The organism is Streptomyces akebiae (assembly GCF_019599145.1).
GTDB lineage: Bacteria > Actinomycetota > Actinomycetes > Streptomycetales > Streptomycetaceae > Streptomyces > Streptomyces akebiae.
Genome location: NZ_CP080647.1, coordinates 235,081 through 250,418, shown reverse-complemented (window position 1 = coordinate 250,418; position 15,338 = coordinate 235,081). Strand labels below are relative to the sequence as shown.

Below are 15,338 nucleotides of genomic sequence, written 5' to 3'. Positions count from 1 at the left end.
GCTCGGGGCCGTCCGTGGTTCGGGACCCGCATGAGGGCCGGGCCCGTCTGCGGCTCGGGACCTCAAGAGGGCTGGCTGCGGCCAGGGACCCCCATGAGGGCCGAGCCCGTCTGCGGCTCGGAAACCCCGGGCGCGCATCCGTTCGGTCACGTCCGCCGGAGCGCCCCGGGGCCGAGCGTCAGTGACCGGACGCCGAGCGTCAGTCGCCGGTTCCGTCGCGACGGCAGTACAGGAAGAGATGGGGTTCGGGGCCGGCGCCCGGATGGTCCGGGGTGAAGACGGTGCCGTGCCGGGACAGGACCGTCAGCCCCGCCGCCTCCACCATGTCGATGACGCCCTCCTCGGCGAAGCTGGTCGCGCGGACCGGCCGGCCCATGAAGACCACCTCGACGTCGTCCTCGTCCGCGGGCACCGTGGCCAGCACCAGATGGCCACCCGGCCTGAGGGCGAGGGCGAGGCGCCGCATCAGCGCAGCCTGTTCGGCACGGGTCATCTGCAGCAGCGAGAAGAACACGCACACGCCGTCGAACGAGTCGGCGTCGAGAGGCAGATCACGGATGTCGACGCGGCGGAACTCGGCCTCGGGGACCTGGCGGGCGGCGAGTTCGACCATGACGGGGGAGACGTCGACACCCAGCACACAGTGGCCCGCCTCGACCAGCGCGGCCGCCGTCGGCCGCCCGGTGCCGCTGCCCACGTCCAACGTCCGCGCGGCAGGCGGCAGCCGCTCGACCAGCCACTCCAGGGCGGACAGATGGGCGGGAGCACGGGCGAACGCCTTCTCGTAGGCGGGACCCAGCGCGTCGAACAGCACGGCGGCGGGCGGCCGTCGGTCCCCATGGCTCACGTCGACGTCCCTTCGCCTCGTCGGCCCGTATCGTCGCACCCACCGCGCACCGGCCACAACGGGCGCCCGGTGCGCGTGCGTCCCCACGGGCCGGGCAGGGGAGAATGAGCACCGTACTCAACGGTCGACCTTTGCGGAGGAGCGGGGACATGCAGAACGCGCGAGCGGGCCAGGTCGCCGGGCACGAGGACCTCATCGACGTGGCCCGTCTGGTCACGGCGTACTACGCCCTGCGTCCGGACCCGGCCGAGCCCGGGCAGCGAGTGGCCTTCGGCACCTCGGGACACCGCGGGTCGTCCCTGGCGACGGCGTTCAACGACGACCACATCGCGGCCACCAGCCAGGCCATCTGCGAGTACCGCGCCGCCCAGGGCACCGACGGCCCCCTGTTCCTCGGCGCCGACACCCACGCCCTGTCCGAGCCCGCGCGGATCACGGCCCTCGAGGTGTTCGCCGCCAACGACGTGACCGTCCTCATCGACCAGGCCGACGGCTACACGCCGACTCCGGCGGTCTCGCACGCCATCCTCACCCACAACCGCGGCCGTACGTCCGGCCTCGCCGACGGCGTGGTGGTCACCCCCTCGCACAACCCGCCCGCCGACGGCGGCTTCAAGTACAACCCGCCGAACGGCGGACCGGCCGGTTCCGACGCGACCTCCTGGATCCAGGACCGTGCCAACGACATCATCGCGAGCGGCCTGAAGGACGTACGGCGCATCCCGTACGCCCGTGCCCTGGCCGCCCCCGGCACCGGCCGCCACGACTTCCTCGGGGCCTACGTGGCGGACCTGCCGAGCGTGCTGGACCTGGAGGCGATCCGGGCCGCCGGCGTCCGCATCGGCGCCGATCCGCTCGGCGGCGCCTCGGTCGCCTACTGGGGCCGCATCGCCGAACAGCACCGGCTCGACCTCACGGTGGTGAACCCGCTCACCGACCCCACCTGGCGCTTCATGACGCTGGACTGGGACGGCAAGATCCGCATGGACTGCTCCTCGCCGTACGCCATGGCCTCGCTCATCGAGCGGCGCGACCGGTTCGACATCGCGACCGGCAACGACGCCGACGCCGACCGGCACGGCATCGTCACGCCGGACGGGGGTCTGATGAACCCCAACCACTATCTGGCCGTGGCGATCTCGTACCTCTTCTCGCACCGGGAGCAGTGGCCCGCGACCGCCGGGATCGGCAAGACCCTGGTGTCGTCCAGCATGATCGACCGGGTCGCCGCGGACCTCGGCCGGCAACTGGTCGAAGTCCCGGTCGGCTTCAAGTGGTTCGTGGACGGACTGTCCGACGGCACGCTCGGGTTCGGCGGCGAGGAGTCGGCCGGCGCGTCCTTCCTGCGCCGCGACGGATCGGTGTGGACCACCGACAAGGACGGCATCATCCTGGCGCTGCTCGCCTCCGAGATCACGGCCGTCACCGGCAAGACGCCCTCGCAGCACTACGCCGGGCTCACCGAACGCTTCGGCGCCCCCGCCTACGCGCGCGTCGACGCCCCGGCGTCCCGCGAGGAGAAGGCGCTGCTCGCCAAGTTGTCCCCGCGCCAGGTCACCGCCGACACCCTCGCCGGTGAGCCGGTGACCTCGGTCCTCACGGCGGCCCCCGGCAACGGCGCGGCCCTCGGCGGCATCAAGGTCGCCACGGCCAACGCCTGGTTCGCGGCCCGCCCTTCGGGCACCGAGGACGTCTACAAGATCTACGGCGAGTCCTTCCTCGGCCCGGACCACCTGCGCCGCGTCCAGGACGAGGCCAGGTCGGTGGTGCTCACAGCACTGGGCAGCTGACGCGCGGGGCCGAACAGGCGGTGCCTGACGGCCTGACGGCCTGAACGTCGTCGGTCCGTCCACCGCCACGCTGGTTACCCGCCAAAACGACGGCCGTCGCCGTCCTGGCACATCTCCCTGTCCGGCCGGTTCACGACAGCCCGGCGTGCGGCGGCGGTGCCGTTGACAGGTGTCGGCCGGGTCCCCGGCGGGAGCGGCCTCTCCACCCCCGCCGGTCCGGGAGCAGGTGCGACCGGCACCACGACGCTGCCCACGACACCCGGGCCCGCAAGACAAGCGGCAATCCGGACCGGCCGAATAGCAGGTCTCCTCGCGGCGAGGAACAGAGCGGCTTGTCTGGGGCTGTTTGGCATGTCCCTGTCCCGCCTAGGTTCGCTGTGCTCCGCACACTGATCGGCTCTGCCGTCAGAGACAGGCACTGCACCGACCATCGAGGGAGACAGTTCGTGCGCAGTTTCAGACACGCGATACTTCCGCTGGCCGCGGCCACCGTACTGGCACTGATCGGTACGGCGACGGCCGCCGAGGCGGCGCCCGTCCCCGGCGCGGCCACGTCACGGGTCACCGCAGGTGATCCCGCCGCCGGGAACGGCGCCGACGTCAGCCACATCGCGCGGTTGTCGAGCGGGGCCCCGGTCGACTCGGCACAGGACCTTGCCGCACTGGAGCGGTACTGGACGCCCGAGCGGATGGCGAAGGCCGTCTCGCTCGACAAACGGCCCGCCGCGCCAGGGCCGCGCGCCGGTGAGACGCCCGGCCCCACCGGGAAGCCGGGGAAGATCCCGGCCGCCCCTGCCCGTTCCGACGCACCGGCCCCGCGCATCAACGAATCCGCCGCGGTGGGCAAGGTGTTCTTCACCAATCCCGGCAACGGCGGCACCTACGCGTGTTCGGCGAGCGCCCTCAACAGCGACTCGAAACAGATGGTCGTCACCGCCGGGCACTGCGTCCACGGCGGCAGCGGCGGCACGTGGATGACGAACTGGGTCTATGTGCCGCGTTACCGCTCCGGGGCCCGGCCCTTCGGCACCTTCGCCGCCAAGCAGATGCGCACGTTCAACGCCTGGATCAACAGCAGTGACCTCAGGCGCGACGTGGCCATGGTGACCACCTGGCCGCTCAACGGGAACAAGATCGTCAATGTCACCGGCGGTCACGGCATGAGCTGGAACTTCTCGCGCACACAGCCCATCACGATTCTGGGCTACCCCGGGAACCTCGACAGCGGCGAGATCCAGTGGGCGTGCACGGGCACGACACGGGCAGCCGGTGACGGCGGCATCGAGCTCCAGTGCAACTTCGGCGGCGGCTCCAGCGGCGGGCCCTGGCTGCGGGAGTTCAACGACTCGAGCGGCCTCGGATCCGTCAACGGGGTGATGAGCACCGTCACCTCCACCGGCTGGAACGAGGCCGCCTACTTCGACGACGCGGTCAAGGCGATGTACGACGCCCAGGGCGGCGTCACCTGACGATGGACAAGGAGGCGGGCCTGTGCGTCGTAGGGGGCTGGAATCCGAGCCGCGGCCGGACCCGGGTACCACGGCCCATGACGTCCGGCAGGACCCGGAGCAGGTCCGGGACCACTGGACACCCGAGCGGATGAGGGAAGCCGAGGACGCGCCCATGCCGAAGCGCGACTGACGGGGCGGACCGGTCCGCCGGAAGCACGGCACCCGGGGGCGTGGGGGGCGGGGGAGACCGCCGCTCCCCACGCGCCCGGGGTCATGTCAGTCCGCCGCGGGGTACACGCGGGTCACCTTGCCCTTGGTGTCGGCCTCCAGGTACCCGGACTGGTTGTACTCGTCGCTCAGGTAGACGGCCATGCCGGCCGGTGTGTCGAAGATGTCGTTGGGCTGCCTGACCAGCAGATAACGGTTCTCCGGGTCGGGGACGTTGAGCTTCTTCTCCGCCTGCTTCAGGAGTGCGGGAACCTTGTCCCAGTCGAAGTCGTCGAGACTGACGGGCTGTTCACCGCCCGCGAGGGTGCCCTTGATGATGCCCTTCTCCACGCCCTGCCCCGGACGGTAGCTGTAGGTGTCGTACTTGGTGTCACTGCCCTCGACCATGAGCTGGGCCGACACGTAGTCCGGGTAGACCGAGAAGTCCCCGTACCTGTCGCGGCCGGTCTCCTCCTCGAACGCCTTGATCGCCGTGCGGATGCCGTCCGGGGTCAGCATGTCGCCGGTCTCCGCGTCCTGCGGCTGCTGCGTCGCCGGGTCGTCGGACGGTGAGGCGTCGCCGGTCGGTGAGGCGGTCGACTTCGACTTCGAGGAGGAGGCCGAGGTCGACGTGGCCGGCGGGACAGTCGCGTTCGTGTCGCGGGCGTCGTCCAGGGGCAGCAGCCACCACAGCAGGACCAGGACGCCGGCGAGCGACACTCCCGACACGCTCAGCGGAACGGCGAGGCGCGGCCCACGTCGCCGTACGTCCTTCACGGGCGCGGTCGTCGGCTGGTACGGACCCGCGCCCGGCAGCGACTGGACCAGCGGTGGGTGGCCCGGCGGCGCGTGGACAGGCGGTGGCTGGACGGGCGTTGACTGGGAGGGAGGTGACTGGAAGGGAGGTGACTGGAAGGGAGGCGGACCGAATCCCGCGGCGGTGACACGCGTCGTACCGGGAGCGCCCGGGCCGACCCCGGTGGCGGGCGTCGGCGGGTTCAACGGATACGACGTGGGCTCGTCCCACACGGCCGCGGTCGTCGGCCCCGATTCGACCTCGGCGAGTCGAAGGTCCAGTTCGGCCGCCGACGGCCGTGCCGACGGATCCCGCACGAGCACGCTCATCAGGACGTCGCCCAGGGCACCGGCGCGCACCGGGGGCGCCACGTCGTCGTTGAGGACCGCGGCGAGGGTCGCCAGGGTGGAGCCCCGGCGCAGCGGGTGGTGGCCCTCCACGGCGGCGTACAGCATCATCGCCAGCGACCACAGGTCGGAGGCGGACCCGCCCTCGTGCCCCGATATGCGCTCCGGGGCCATGAAGTCGGGCGTCCCGATGACGGAGCCGGTGGCGGTGAGACCGCTCGTCTCCCGGATCGCCGCGATACCGAAGTCGGTGAGGACGGGACGTCCGTCGGGGCGCAGCAGGACATTGGCCGGCTTGACGTCCCGGTGCTGGATACCGGCGTCGTGCGCGGCCGTCAGCGCGCCCAGCACCTGCCGGCCGAGCCGTGCGGCCTCGGCCGGCGGCATCGGGCCCTCGGCCAGCCGGTCGGCCAGCGAGCCACCGCTGACCAGTTCCATCACGATCCACGGGTAGGTGCCGTCGCCGCCGTCGACGATGTGGTGGATGGTGACGACGTTCGGATGGTCGATGCGGGCCAGCGCCCTGGCCTCGCGCAGCACCCGCTCCCGCAGCGTCCGCGCGCCCTCGGGGTCGTACTCGGAGAGGTCCCGGTCGGGCGGGCGGACCTCCTTGACGGCCACGAGCCTGTGCAGCACCAGGTCCCTGGCCCGCCAGACGGTCCCCATCCCACCCCCGCCGAGGCGGGTCTCCAACTCGAAGCGCCCGTCGACGACTCGTCTTGCGGGGCCTCTGTCGTCCTCGTTCATGGGCGGGAGCATAGTGGCCGCAACCGACAGCTTTCGCCGCCCCGTGGACCGGGAGCCGGTGCGGGTCAGCCGGCGGGCCGACGGTGCAGCGTCTCCAGGGCGGCGGCCAGGACGTGCGGGTCGTGGTGGCCCTTGTGGACCGTCGGCGGCCGCCTGTCGAGGTGGAGGAGCCGGGACACCGCCGTCCACGCCGTGCGCACCGAGTACTCGACGGTGAGGACGACGTCGTCGGGCAGTTCGGCGAACTGCCCGATGAAGGCGAGGTTGACCGATCCCTCCGGCACGACCTCCGGCCGGTCGCCGTGCCGGCGTACCAGGAACTGGCTGGTGCGGTAGGGCATCAGACAGGGCACGACGGTGGAGGACTTCAGGACGCGGGTGGTGGTCCCCTCGTCGAAGGGCAGATGGTGGAGGACCTCTTCGAGGATCTCCCGGCCCGAGCACATGGTCATCGGCTTGGGTGTGTGGTTGCCGGAGCGCCCGGGGAAGAGGCCGTAGCCCCACCAGACGGATACGCCGTCCGGCTGGTCGCGGTAGACCGGCTGACGATCGGCCACGACGGTGAGCAGCCAGGGGGAGTCGGTGAAGGTCATCATGCCGCCCCGGCCGGTCTCGCGACCGCTGAACTCCGCGAGTGCGTCGAGGAAGACGGGGTCGTCGGCGGTGACCGTGAACGACACCCCGCGGGACTCCTTGACACGCTTGTCGAAGGCGGTCGGGTCACCGAAGTCCTCGCGTCCGCGGGCCAGCCGGTGCCAGAGCAGCCAGGCGTCCGAGCGGTGCGGGGGCGGCGGGGGAGCGGTGAAGTGCGATCCGACACTGGACGCGTCGGTCATGGAGCCGTTGGTGACCAGGACCAGGTCCTCGGGAGCGATGTCGATCCTCTCGTCGTGGCCGCTCCGGGAGAGGTGGATGCTGTTCACCGTTCCGCTCCTGGTCCCGGGGGTGAATCCGAGGTCGGTGACTCGGCATCCGGTGCGGATGACGACCCCTCGCTCGCGCAGCCAGGCCGTCAGGGGGCGCACGATCGAGTCGTACTGGTTGTACCGCGTGCGGTGGATGCCCGACATGGAGCCGAACTCCGGGAGCAGATGGAGGAAACGTCTGAGATGGCGGTGGAACTCGACGGCGCTGTGCCAGGGCTGGAAGGCGAACGTGGTGCACCACATGAACCAGAAAGCGGTGGTGAAGAAGTGCGGGCCGAAGCAGTCCGTGATCCGCTTGCCGTCCAGGTGTCTCTCGGGGGTGGCCGCGCACCGCACCAGTTCCCACCGGTCCCGCTCGGAGAAGCCCATGGACGTCGTGTCGACGATCTTGCCGTCGCCGTCGACGAGCCGGGCGATGTCGTCCCAGGCGAAGTCCTCGTGGCCGGCCAGGATCTCCTGGGTGACCGACACCGACGGGTCGTCCGTCGAGGGGATGGTGGACAGCAGGTCGTAGGTGCAGCGGAACTCGGCCTCGAACATCCGCCCGCCCCGCATGGTGTAGCCGGCGTCGGGGGTGCCACCCGCGTCGAGACTGCCCCCGAGGGAACGCTGCCCCTCGAAGAGCTGGATGTCCGCCCCGTCGAAACCGCCCTCGCGGATCAGGAACGCCGCCGCCGCGAGCCCCGCGATGCCACCGCCCACGAGATATGCCTTCGCCATCACACAACTCCTCGTCCTCGCCCCGTGGCCGGGGCCGCGCGTCCCACGATGGCCCGGGCCACGGGGCGCCGTCGGTGGGCCGTTGGTCATCGGCCGGGGCCGTACGGCCCTACCTGGCCGTGTGCAGGGGCGTCACTCCCCCGAGTCGGCTCCGCCGCGCCACGGTGGAGTGCCGGTGCGGCGGTCGCGGTCCCGGAGGTGGGCGGCCCTGTCGGTCTGCCGACGCAGCCGGTCCTGGAGCTCGTCGACGACCTCCGTGGCGGTGGCTTCCTCCGCGAGGACCACGACCTGGCGGCGCCCGACGCGCAGATCGGCGGTGGCCGACCACGGACGGCCGGCGTGACCGGCGGCCACGCGGACGATGCGCACCTCACCGGTGACGTCCGGCAGCCCCGGCCGGGAGACGACGGCGTCGATCTTCGTGCGGGCGTACGCCAGCGTCTCCTCGTCCACGGCGCCCTCGTGCCGCAGGACGACCTCGGGGGCGGCTGGTGCGATGTCGCGGGTCATGTGACGTTTCCTTTCTCGAACACAACGGGACCGGTGGCTTGAAGGGGAGGACGGATCGCCGCGGCCGGTGCGGTGGGACGTCGGCTCAGGCCGTGCGCCCGCGGTAGACCAGGTACGGGCGGACGAGGTAGCCGACCGGCGCGCTCCAGACGTGCACGAGTCGGGTGAACGGCCAGACGGCGAAGAGGAGGCAGGCGGTGAGGGCGTGCAGTTGGAACAGCAAGGGTGCCCCGGCGATCGCCTCCGGCTGGGGCTGGAGGGTGAACAGGCCCCGGAACCACACGGAGACGGTGGAGCGGTAGTCGTAGCCGGCGCCGAACACGTTGTGGGCGGCGGTGGCGGTGATGCCGAGCAGGACGGTGGCGGACAACAACGGGAAGAGAAGCTTGTCGCTGCGATCGGTGGTGAGGCGGATCCTGCGGGTCAGCAGACGCCGGGCGCACAGCATGCCGAGTCCGACGACCATGGCCGCACCCGCCACCGAGCCCGCCCAGACGGCGGTGGTGTGGTAGGCGTGCTCGGAGATCCCGGCGCCCTCCGTCCAGGACGCCGGTACCGCGAGGCCCACCACGTGGCCCGCGACGACCATGAAGGTGCCCAGGTGGAACAGCGGGCTGCCCCAGCGCAGCCAGCGGTGTTCGAGGAGCTGACTGGTGTGGGTGGTCCAGCCGAACTGGTCGTGGCGGTAGCGCCAGACATGCCCGACGACGAACACGGCGAGGCAGACGTACGGGACGGCCACCCACAGGAGGAGCTCGGCTCCGCTCGATGTGGCCAGGGTCGTGTCCGGGGTGTTCATCGGGGGCCTTCCGGGGACGAGAGAGGCGGCATGAGGGTGGGTGGTGCCTGCTCGGGCGGCACGAAGGCGCCGGGCGGCGCGAACTCGCCTGCCCCGTACGTCCCGTAGGGGTCGAGGCCGACGTCCTCGTCGGGCGGTCCCTGCGCGGCCAGCTCGGCGACCGCCCTCAGATCGGCCTCGGTGGGCGGCGGCAGCAGGGTGAGCAGGGCGGCGAGGACGTGTCGGTACGGGGAGTCGGCGTCGGTCAGGGCGTGGTGGATGAGCTCCAGGCCTCGCCGGTGCTGTCGTAGCGGCGCCTGGCCCGTCCGGGGCCCGGCGAGGGCGGCGAACTCCAGCACCACGGGGAGGTGGTCGGGCAGTTCGCCGGTGTCGGCGTCCCAGCCGGCCCCCCGGTACCGCTGGTTCAGGGTGAGCAGGGCCATGCCCCGGCGGCGGGTGTCGCCGTGCAGGTAGTAGGTCAGGTACAGGCTGCTCTTGCGGCGCAGGTCGAACATCTCCACGTAGTGGCGCTGCGGCCCGTCCGGCCCCTGGGCGGCGAACCAGGTGGTGAACACGGTCAGGTGCGCGGCGGCGGGAGAGGGCGGCAGTGCCGCCACCGCCGCCGTCAACTCGGACCGCGCGTCCATGAGTTCGGCGTCCGGGTACTGGAGCAGCAGGGAGCACAGCCGCAGCAGCAGGGGGAGGGCCTCGGCCTCCTCGCGGCCGGGACGGGAAGGGCGGCGCACGGCGGCCCGGACGCGGGTGCGGACGATGGCGGGGATCGTCGCCGGCAGCGGGCTCACGGGCGGCCTCCGGTGGTGGTGTCGCGGCGCAGGGTGGGCAGGCCGAGCAGCACACGGCGGCCGGACCGTTCGCCGTCGGGGGCCTCGACCGGGCAACGGTTCTCCACCGCGCCGAGCGCGGCGGCGTCCTCCTTGTGGGCGGCGGGGACGACGTACCGGTCGGCGTACTTCGCGACGGCGAGCAGCCGGTGCAGGTCCTCCGCCTCGCGCCCGGTGAGGCCGACGGCGTCGAGCACGGCCCCGTCGCCGTCCTCGCCGAGGGTGCGTGCACGCATGTACGAGCGCAGCGCGGTGAGTTTCATCAGCACCCCGGCGACGGCCCCGGTGTCCCCGGCGGTGAACAGCTCCGCCAGATACTCCAGCGGGATGCGCAAGCGGGTGACGGCGGCGAAGACATGGTCGGGGTCGTCCTGGTCGCCGCCGGCCGCGTCGACGGCGTCGAGGACCGGGGAGAGCGGGGGGATGTACCAGACCATGGGCAGGGTGCGGTACTCCGGGTGCAGCGGCAGGGCCACCTCGTAGCGCTTCACCAGGTCGTACACCGGGGAGCGGCGCGCCGCCTCCAGCCAGTCCTCGGGGATGCCCGACTTCCGTGCGGCGGCGATGACGTCGGGGTCGCGCGGGTCGAGGAACACACCCCGCTGGGCGTCCAGGAGGTCCTGCTCGTCGGGAGTGGCGGCGGCCTCACCGACCCGGTCGGCGTCGTAGAGGAGCAGGCCGAGGTACCGCAGTCGGCCGACGCAGGTCTCGGAGCAGACGGTGGGCTGGCCGGCCTCGACGCGCGGGAAGCAGAAGGTGCACTTCTCGGCCTTGCCGGTGGCGTGGTTGACGTACACCTTCTTGTACGGGCACGCCGTCACGCACATCCGCCAGCCCCGGCAGCGGTCCTGGTCGACGAGGACGATGCCGTCCTCGACCCGCTTGTACAGGGCACCGGACGGACAGGCCGACACACAGGCCGGGTTGAGGCAGTGTTCGCACAGCCGGGGCAGGTGGAAGAGGAAGGTCTGCTCGAACTCGAACCGCACCTTCTCCGCCCACTCGCCGGTGAGGTTCGGGTCGCCGCCCGCGTGCTCGGGTGCGCCGCCCAGGCCGTCCTCCCAGTTGGCGCCCCAGGTGACGGCGGTCGGCTTGCCGGTGAGGACCGAGCGGGGGCGGGCGACCGGCATGTCCGGGCCGGCCGGGGCACTGACCAGGTTGTCGTAGTCGTAGGTGACGGGCTCGTAGTAGTCCTCGACGGAGGGCAGGTCGGGGTTGGAGAACAGTGACAGCAGCCGCTTCACGCGTCCGCCGGAGCGCAGGACCAGCCGTCCGCGCCGGTCGAGCATCCAGCCGCCCTTCCACCGTTCCTGGTCCTCGTAGCGGCGCGGGTAGCCGATGCCGGGCTTGGTCTCGACGTTGTTGAACCAGGCGTACTCGACGCCCGTCCGGTTGCTCCAGGTCTGCTTGCAGGTGACCGAGCAGGTGTGGCAGCCGATGCACTTGTCGAGGTTCATCACCATCGCGACCTGGGCCATGACGCGTCCGACGGTGGCTTCGCCACGGGGCATGTCAGTACTCCACTTCCTGCGAGCGTCGGCGGATGACCGTGACCTCGTCGCGCTGGTTGCCGGTCGGGCCGTAGTAGTTGAAGGCGTAGGTGAACTGGGCGTAGCCGCCCGCGAGATGCGTGGGCTTGACCAGGAGCCGGGTCAGGGAGTTGTGGATGCCGCCGCGCCTGCCGCTGACCTCGGTCTTCGGGACGTTCACCGTGCGGTCCTTGGCGTGGTACATGTACACCGTGCCCTCCGGCATACGGTGGGTGACCACGGCCCGGGCGGCGACGACACCGTTGCGGTTGTACGCCTCGATCCACTCGTTGTCCTTCACGCCGATCTTCTCGGCGTCGGCGGTGGACATCCAGATCACCGGGCCGCCGCGGGACAGGGCGAGCATGAACGCGTTGTCCTGGTACTCGGAGTGGATGGACCACTTGGAGTGCGGGGTGAGGTAGCGGACCGTCACCTCGGCCCGGTCGCCGCCGAGTTCCTCGTTGCCGTAGTGCCTGCGGGTGTTCAACGGCGGGCGGTAGACGGGCAGTTGCTCACCCATCTCGGCGATCCAGTCGTGCTGGACGAAGAAGTGCTGACGGCCGGTGAGGGTGTGCCAGGGCTTCTTGTGCTCGACGTTGATGACGAACGGGGAGTAGCGGCGCCCGCCCGTCTCGCTGCCCGACCACTCGTACGACGTCAGTACCGCGCGGGGCTGGGTGCGGGTGTCGGCGAAGGTGATGCGTTCCGCCTCGCGCTCGGCGGACAGCTCCACCAGACCGTCGCTGCCGGTGCGTTCCTGGAGCTGCCGGAAGCCCTCCGTGGCCAGGCGGCCGTTGGTGGTGCCGGACAGGGCGAGGATCGCCTCGCACATGTGGGTGGCGGTGGCCAGTGAGGGCCGCCCGGCGCCCGGACCGTCCGGCGCGGTGCCGTTGAGGCGCCCCAGCCCGGCCACCTCCTGGTCCGGGTGGACGGTGACGCCCTTCGTCGTGGTGCCCAGGGTGTCCAGCAGCGGGCCGACGGCACGCATCTTCTGGGCCACGGCGGGGTAGTCGCGCTCGATCGCGACCAGCTTCGGCATGGTCTTGCCGGGGACCGGTTCGCACTCGCCGGCCTTCCAGTCCCGGACGACCCCGCCGGGCTGGGCGAGTTCGTCGGGAGTGTCGTGCAGCAGCGGCACGGCGAGGACGTCGGTGCGGGTGCCGAGGTGTTCGGCGGCCAGCTCGCTGAAGCGGTCGGCGATCGTCAGGAAGGTGTCGTAGTCGGTGCGGGCCTGCCAGGGCGGGGCGATGGCCGGGGTGAAGGCGTGCACGAAGGGGTGCATGTCCGTGCTGGACAGGTCGTCCTTCTCGTACCAGGTGGCCGCCGGCAGGACCACATCGGCGAGCAGCCCGGTGGAGGTCATCCGGAAGTCCATCGTCACCAGCAGGTCGAGTTTGCCCTCGGGGGCCTCCTCCCGCCACACCACGTCCTGCGGGCGTCCCTCGGGCGGGGTCTCCTCGGAGCGGACCGCCGCGTCCGTCCCCAGGAGGTGGCGCAGGAAGTACTCGTTGCCCTTCCCGGAGGAACCGAGCAGATTGGCCCGCCACACCGTCAGCACGCGCGGGAAGTTGGCCGGGTCGTCCGGGTCCTCGGCGGCGAACCGCAGCCGCCCGGACCTCAGCTCGTCGACGATGTGCTCGGCTACCGGGCGGCCCGCGGCGGCGGCCTCGTCGGTGAGGTCGAGCGGGTTGCGGTCGAACCCGGGGTGACCCGGCGTCCAGCCCATACGGATCGCCTGGGCCAGACAGTCGGCGGTCGCACGGCCGGTGAAGCGTCCCTCGCCCAGCGGGGACGCCAACTCGTCGGGCCCGAAGGCCTCGTAGCGCCACTGGTCGGTGTTGAGGTACCAGTACGAGGTGCCGGCCATGTGCCGGGTGGGCCGCTGCCAGTCGAAGGCGAAGGCCAGATGCTGCAGGCCGGTGATCGGTCGGATCTTCTCCTGGCCCACGTAGTGCGCCCAGCCGCCGCCGTTGACGCCCTGGCAGCCGGTCATCGTGACCAGGGCGAGGAAGGCCCGGTAGATGGTGTCGGAGTGGAACCAGTGGTTGGTGCCGGCGCCGAGAGCGATCATCGAACGGCCCTCGGTCCGCTCCGCGTTGCGGGCGAACTCCCGGGCGATCCGGGCGGCCTGCTCGGCGGGCACGGAGGTGATGGTCTCCTGCCAGGCGGGGGTGTACGGCTGTGCCGCGTCCTCGTACGACGACGGCCAGCTGCCCGGCAGCCCCGGCCGCTCCACGCCGTACTGCGCCAGCATCAGGTCGAAGACCGTGGTGACCAGGCGCCCGCCGATCCGGCGCACCGGGATCCCGCGCACCATCGTCGAGCCGCCCTCCGTCGGGCCCTCGTCGAAGCGGGGCAGGGTGATCTCGGCCGTCTCCTCGGCCCGTTCGAGCAGACTCAGCTCGGGCACCACATCGCCCAGGTCGAGATTCCAGCGGCCTCGCCCGGCCTCCCCCCACCGGAAGCCGAGCGAGCCGCCGGGGACCACCGGTTCGCCGGTGGCCCGGTCCAGGAGGACGGTCTTGAACTCCGCGTTCTCTTCGGTCCGCTCGTCGCCGCCGAGGTCGGCGGCGGTCAGGAACCCGTCCGGGACCAGACCGTGCTGGTCGTGCTCGCGCAGGGTCACCAGGAACGGGGCGTCCGTGTACGCCCTCAAGTAGTCCCGGAAGTAGGGCACTTCACGGTCCACCAGGAACTCGCGCAGGATCACGTGCCCCATGGCCATCGCCAGCGCGCCGTCCGTGCCCGGGTGCGGGGCCAGCCACTCGTCGGCGTGCTTGACGTTGTCGGCGTAGTCCGGGCTGACCGCGACGACCTTGGTGCCGTTGTAGCGGGTCTCGGTGAGGAAGTGCGCGTCCGGGGTGCGGGTGACGGGGATGTTGGAGCCCCACATGATCAGATAGCCCGCGTTCCACCAGTCGGCCGCCTCCGGTACGTCGGTCTGGTCGCCGAAGACCTGCGGGGAGGCGATCGGCAGGTCCGCGTACCAGTCGTAGAAGGACAGCAGCGTGCCGCCGATGAGTGACATGAAGCGGGCACCGGCGGCGAAGGACGCCATGGACATCGCGGGGATGGGGGAGAAGCCGGCGACACGGTCGGGCCCGTACGTCTTGACGGTGTGGACGTGGGCGGCGGCGATCAGCTCGCTCACCTCGTCCCAGTCGGCGCGTACCAGGCCGCCCTTGCCGCGCGCCCGCTTGTAGGCGCGGGCCTTGGCCGGGTCGCCGGTGATCTCGGCCCACGCCGCCACCGGGTCGCCGAGCCGCCGCCGGGACTCGCGCCACAGCTTCAGCAACTCCCCGCGCACATACGGGTACCGGACGCGGCTGGGGGAGTACGTGTACCAGGAGAACGAGGCTCCCCGGGGACACCCCCGCGGCTCGTACTCGGGGCAGTCCGCGCCGATCGACGGGTAGTCGGTGGCCTGGTGCTCCCAGGTGATGATGCCGTCCTTGACGTACACCATCCACGAGCAGGAACCGGTGCAGTTCACCCCGTGCGTCGAGCGCACCACCCTGTCGTGGGCCCAGCGGTCCCGGTAGAAGCCCTCCCAGCGGGGGTCGGCCTCGCCGAAGACGGCACGGCCGTCGGCCGACACCTCACGGCGGGTGAGCAACCTCCGCGCCGCGAGCGGCCATCCCTCGCCGCCGCGTGGCACCCGGCGCCCTGCGTTCTGCTCGTCGTCCATGGCCAGGACGCTAGGCGGGGCGGGCCCCGGCGCACCCGGGGTCGGCGGTCCCTGCCGGATGCCCGTCCGGCCCCATCGGGGACCGCTCCGACAGGGCCGAACGGCCCTGCGCCGGACCGGACATCACCGCTGCCGGGGTGTCGGCCCCGGCCCCGGC

General features: G+C 71.7%; 11 protein-coding genes. 3 read left to right on the top strand and 8 right to left on the bottom strand.

The annotated features are described in order from the left end of the window. Nucleotides 1–199 precede the first annotated feature (199 nt). Nucleotides 200–847: a class I SAM-dependent methyltransferase gene (locus K1J60_RS01150; protein WP_220644476.1), complete on the bottom strand. Its 648-nt coding sequence runs from the start codon at nucleotides 845–847 to the stop codon at nucleotides 200–202. Nucleotides 848–996: 149 nt separating this feature from the next. Between K1J60_RS01150 and pgm the strand changes: the two genes are divergently transcribed. The 3 genes from pgm to K1J60_RS01135 all read left to right on the top strand — a co-directional run bounded on the left by pgm (nucleotide 997) and on the right by K1J60_RS01135 (nucleotide 4,278). Beyond that, entirely contained in the window at nucleotides 997–2,637 is a 1,641-nt protein-coding gene (gene pgm, locus K1J60_RS01145; protein ID WP_220644475.1) for a phosphoglucomutase (alpha-D-glucose-1,6-bisphosphate-dependent), read from the top strand. A 446-nt stretch (nucleotides 2,638–3,083) separates the two neighbouring features. Beyond that, nucleotides 3,084–4,106 carry a trypsin-like peptidase domain-containing protein gene (locus K1J60_RS01140; protein ID WP_220644474.1) on the top strand — a complete coding sequence of 341 codons (1,023 nt, stop codon included), beginning with the start codon at nucleotides 3,084–3,086 and terminating at the stop codon, nucleotides 4,104–4,106. A gap of 22 nt (nucleotides 4,107–4,128) precedes the next feature. Beyond that, complete coding sequence (locus K1J60_RS01135; RefSeq protein WP_220651995.1) at nucleotides 4,129–4,278, top strand: hypothetical protein; 150 nt, start codon at nucleotides 4,129–4,131, stop codon at nucleotides 4,276–4,278. Between the two features lie 86 nt (nucleotides 4,279–4,364). On the opposite strand, the gene K1J60_RS01130 is transcribed toward K1J60_RS01135, so the two are convergent. From K1J60_RS01130 to K1J60_RS01100, 7 genes are all read right to left on the bottom strand, one after another. Next, complete coding sequence (locus K1J60_RS01130) at nucleotides 4,365–6,185, bottom strand: serine/threonine-protein kinase (protein ID WP_220644473.1); 1,821 nt, start codon at nucleotides 6,183–6,185, stop codon at nucleotides 4,365–4,367. Nucleotides 6,186–6,250: 65 nt separating this feature from the next. Further along, complete coding sequence (locus K1J60_RS01125) at nucleotides 6,251–7,831, bottom strand: oleate hydratase (protein ID WP_220644472.1); 1,581 nt, start codon at nucleotides 7,829–7,831, stop codon at nucleotides 6,251–6,253. Between the two features lie 132 nt (nucleotides 7,832–7,963). Beyond that, entirely contained in the window at nucleotides 7,964–8,341 is a 378-nt protein-coding gene (locus K1J60_RS01120; RefSeq protein WP_220644471.1) for a hypothetical protein, read from the bottom strand. A gap of 85 nt (nucleotides 8,342–8,426) precedes the next feature. After that, nucleotides 8,427–9,140, bottom strand: coding sequence for a respiratory nitrate reductase subunit gamma (gene narI, locus K1J60_RS01115; protein WP_220644470.1), 714 nt, complete (start codon nucleotides 9,138–9,140; stop codon nucleotides 8,427–8,429). Beyond that, entirely contained in the window at nucleotides 9,137–9,922 is a 786-nt protein-coding gene (narJ, locus tag K1J60_RS01110) for a nitrate reductase molybdenum cofactor assembly chaperone (protein WP_220644469.1), read from the bottom strand. Before narJ ends, narI begins: the two co-directional genes overlap by 4 nt. Further along, nucleotides 9,919–11,472 (bottom strand): nitrate reductase subunit beta, encoded by a 1,554-nt coding sequence (gene narH, locus K1J60_RS01105; RefSeq protein ID WP_220644468.1) that lies wholly within the window; start codon nucleotides 11,470–11,472, stop codon nucleotides 9,919–9,921. Before narH ends, narJ begins: the two co-directional genes overlap by 4 nt. 1 nt (nucleotide 11,473) lies before the next feature. Then, the gene (locus K1J60_RS01100) at nucleotides 11,474–15,181 is read right to left on the bottom strand and encodes a nitrate reductase subunit alpha (RefSeq protein WP_220644467.1); all 3,708 of its coding nucleotides are present in this window, start codon (nucleotides 15,179–15,181) and stop codon (nucleotides 11,474–11,476) included. Between the last annotated feature and the right edge of the window lie 157 nt (nucleotides 15,182–15,338).